We start from the raw sequence: 2,995 nt of genomic DNA on the forward strand, positions 1-2,995 counted from the left end.
CAAAGTCCAGCAATGTCTGGATGGCCTCTGTGTGGCCTTCAAAAGAAGCTGTGTGGAGAGCCGTTTCGCCATTGTTATTCTTCTCTTTGGCCAGGGAGGGGGCAATGGTTAGCAATGTCTGGATCGCGTCTGTGTGGCCTTTACTAGCAGCTAAGTGGAGAGCCGTATCGCCATATTTATCCTTCTCTTTGGCCAGGGAGGGGTCAAAGGCCAACAATGTCTGGATAGCCTCTGTTTGGCCTTTAAGAGCAGCGGCGTGGTGAGCCGTTTGGCCAAACTTATTCTTCTCTTTGGCCAGGGAGCGGTCAAAGGCCAGCAATGCCTGGATGGCCTCTGTGTGGCCTTTTTCAGCAGCTTTGTGGAGAGCCGTCAGGCCAAGGTTGCTCTTATCTTTGGCCAGTGAGGGGTCAAAGTTCAGCAATGTCTGGATGGCCTCTGTGTGGCCTTTAAAAGAAGCTATGTGGAGAGCTGTTTGGCCATCTTTAGTCTTCTCTTTGGCCAGTGAGGGGTCAAAGTCAAGCAATGTCTGGATAGCCTCTGTGTGGCCTTCAAAAGAAGCTGCGTGGAGAGCCGTGCGGCCATTGTTATCCTTCTCTTTGGTCAGGGAGGGGGCAATGGTCAGCAATGCCTGGATAACCTCTATGTGGCCTTCAAAAGAAGCTGCGTGGAGAGCCGTGAAGCCATTGTTAGTCTTCTCTTTGGCCAGTGAGTGGTCAAAGTCCAGCAATGCCTGGATGGCCTCTGTTTGGCCTTTACGAGCAGCGGCGTGGAGAGCCGTTTGGCCATTGTTATCCTTCTCTTTGGCCAGTGAGTGGTCAAAGTCCAGCAATGTCTGGATGGCCTCTGTTTGGCCATCATAAGCAGCGTAGTGGAGAGCCGTTTGGCCATTGTTATCCTTCTCTTTGGCCAGTGAGGGGTCAAAGTCCAGCAATGTCTGGATGGCCTCTGTTTGGCCATCATAAGCAGCGTAGTGGAGAGCCGTTTGGCCATCGTTATCCTTCTCTTTGGCCAGTGAGGGGTCAAAGTACAGCAATGTCTCAATGGCCTCTGTTTGGTCTTTACGAGCAGCGGCGTGGAGAGCCGTTTGGCCATTGTTATCCTTCTCTTTGGCCAGTGAGGGGTCAAAGTCCAGCAATGTCTCAATGGCCTCTGTTTGGCCTTTAGCAGCAGACCAGTGGAGAGCCGTATCGCCAAACTTATTCTTCTCTTTGGCCAGGGAGCAGTCAAAGGCCAGCAATGTATTGATGGCCTCTGTGTGGCCTTTTTCAGCAGCGAAGTGGAGAGCCGTTTGGCCATTGTTATCCTTCTCTTTGGCCAGTGAGTGGTCAAAGTCCAGCAATGCCTGGATGGCCTCTGTTTGGTCTTTACGAGCAGCGTAGTGGAGAGCCGTCAAGCCATATCTATCCTTCTCTTTGGCCAGTGAGTGGTCAAAGTTCAACAATGTCTGGATGGCCTCTGTGTGGCCGTTACGAGCAGCGGCGTGAAGAGCCGTTTGGCCATCGTTAGTCTTCTCTCTGGCCAGTGAGGGGGCAAAGTCCAGCAATGTCTGGATGGCCTCTGTGTGACCTTCATCAGCAGCTTTGTAGAGTGCCGTCCAGCCATCGTCATCCTTCTCTTTGGCCAATGAGGGAGCAAAGTTCAGCAATGTCTGGCTGGCCTCTGTGTGGCCTTTAAAAGCAGCGACGTGGAGAGCCGTCTGGCCATATTTATCCTGCTCTTTGGCCAGGGAGGGGGCATGGGTCAGCAATGCTTGTATGGCCCCTGTTTCGCCTTTATGAGCAGCGAAGTGGAGAGCCGTCCAGCTATCGTTGTCCCTCTCTTTGGCCAGTGAGGGGTCAAAGTTCAGCAGTGTCTGGATGGCCTCTGTTTGGCCATTATAAACAGCGTAGTGGAGAGGGATAGCCGTTTGGCCATTCTTATTCTTCTCTTTGGCCAGGGAGGGGGCAATGGTCAGCAATGCCTTGATGGCCTTTGTGTGGCCTTGACGAGCAGCTAGATGAAGAGCTGTTTCGTCATCGTTATTTTTCGCTTTGGCCAGCAGTGGGGAGCGGTCAATTTCCACCAATGCATTGACGGTCTCTGTGTGGCCTTGACGAGCAGCTTCGTGGAGAGCCGTATCACCATTGTTATTCTTGACATCAACCTGGATGCGCATGGGGGCAATGTCCTTAAATGCCCTGACGATCTCTGTGTGACCATTACGAGCAGCTAAGTGGAGAGGCGTACAGCCATCGTTCATCTGTCCATTGACTGGGGTTTCATAATTTTCCAGCAGCTCCCTGACGGACTCTATGTGGCCGTTCTGAGCGGCCATATGCAGGGGCGTAGCACCATCTGTATGTGTTTTGACATTGACATCCACTTTAAGCATTCGGGATTCACAATAAGGTGATTCGTCGTCATCGACGCTTTCCCCGTCCTTACCAATCAGTGGCAGTGCCGGTTGCCCGCATTCACTGCATCGGCGTTTATGAAGACTTGTTTCACTCTGCTTGTCAAGGTGTCGGGTGATGCACCCCAGGTGGAAAACGTGGGGTTCCGGTTTGCAAGATGTTTCGACCAGTGAGTGTCCACCAAATTGTCCTCTGATATGTTCGTCATTTATACAGATAGAAGAACAATTAAAGCGGACATCTGCCCCGTTTCTACCGACACCATCCATCGCTTTAGCCTGCCATTTGACTCAAAACTTCGAGTACGACAAACAATCAGCAGGGTAAGTTCCACAAAAAACAGAATTTTTTTAACAAGACGTATGTCGTTAAATCCAAAAGCCAGGTAAGGATCCGATTTTCACAAGACAATGAACGTTTATCCGGAATGCAAGCAATGGCATCCACGAATATCTGGCAACAGTTCAAGGCGCTGATTACTGAAGGGGCGCGGGTTGTAGCCACCATGACCGCTAATAACGGCAATGGCACCAGTCAGGCAAAGCTTCGGGATGGTTCGGTTATTAAGTAGTTGGCCAAATGGAATCGTATTTTCTGGCTAA

At 51.2% G+C, this 2,995-nt stretch carries 2 protein-coding genes; one reads left to right on the forward strand and one right to left on the reverse strand.

What is annotated here, in order from left to right:
• A partial coding sequence (locus tag CX664_RS17695; RefSeq protein WP_146000114.1) for an ankyrin repeat domain-containing protein occupies nt 1-2,662 on the reverse strand: 2,662 nt, incomplete at its 3' end.
• Between the two features lie 167 nt (nt 2,663-2,829).
• Between CX664_RS17695 and CX664_RS27830 the strand changes: the two genes are divergently transcribed.
• Nucleotides 2,830-2,964: a hypothetical protein gene (locus CX664_RS27830; RefSeq protein WP_276328500.1), complete on the forward strand. Its 135-nt coding sequence runs from the start codon at nt 2,830-2,832 to the stop codon at nt 2,962-2,964.
• Nucleotides 2,965-2,995: the final 31 nt, after the last annotated feature.

It is taken from the genome of Endozoicomonas acroporae (assembly GCF_002864045.1).
In the GTDB taxonomy this organism is placed as follows: Bacteria; Pseudomonadota; Gammaproteobacteria; order Pseudomonadales; family Endozoicomonadaceae; genus Endozoicomonas; species Endozoicomonas acroporae.

Bases quoted from the DNA above. Each gene is read 5' to 3' on its own strand.
- CX664_RS27830 (WP_276328500.1), top strand. From the start codon at position 2,830: ATGGCATCCACGAATATCTGGCAACAGTTCAAGGCGCTGATTACTGAA.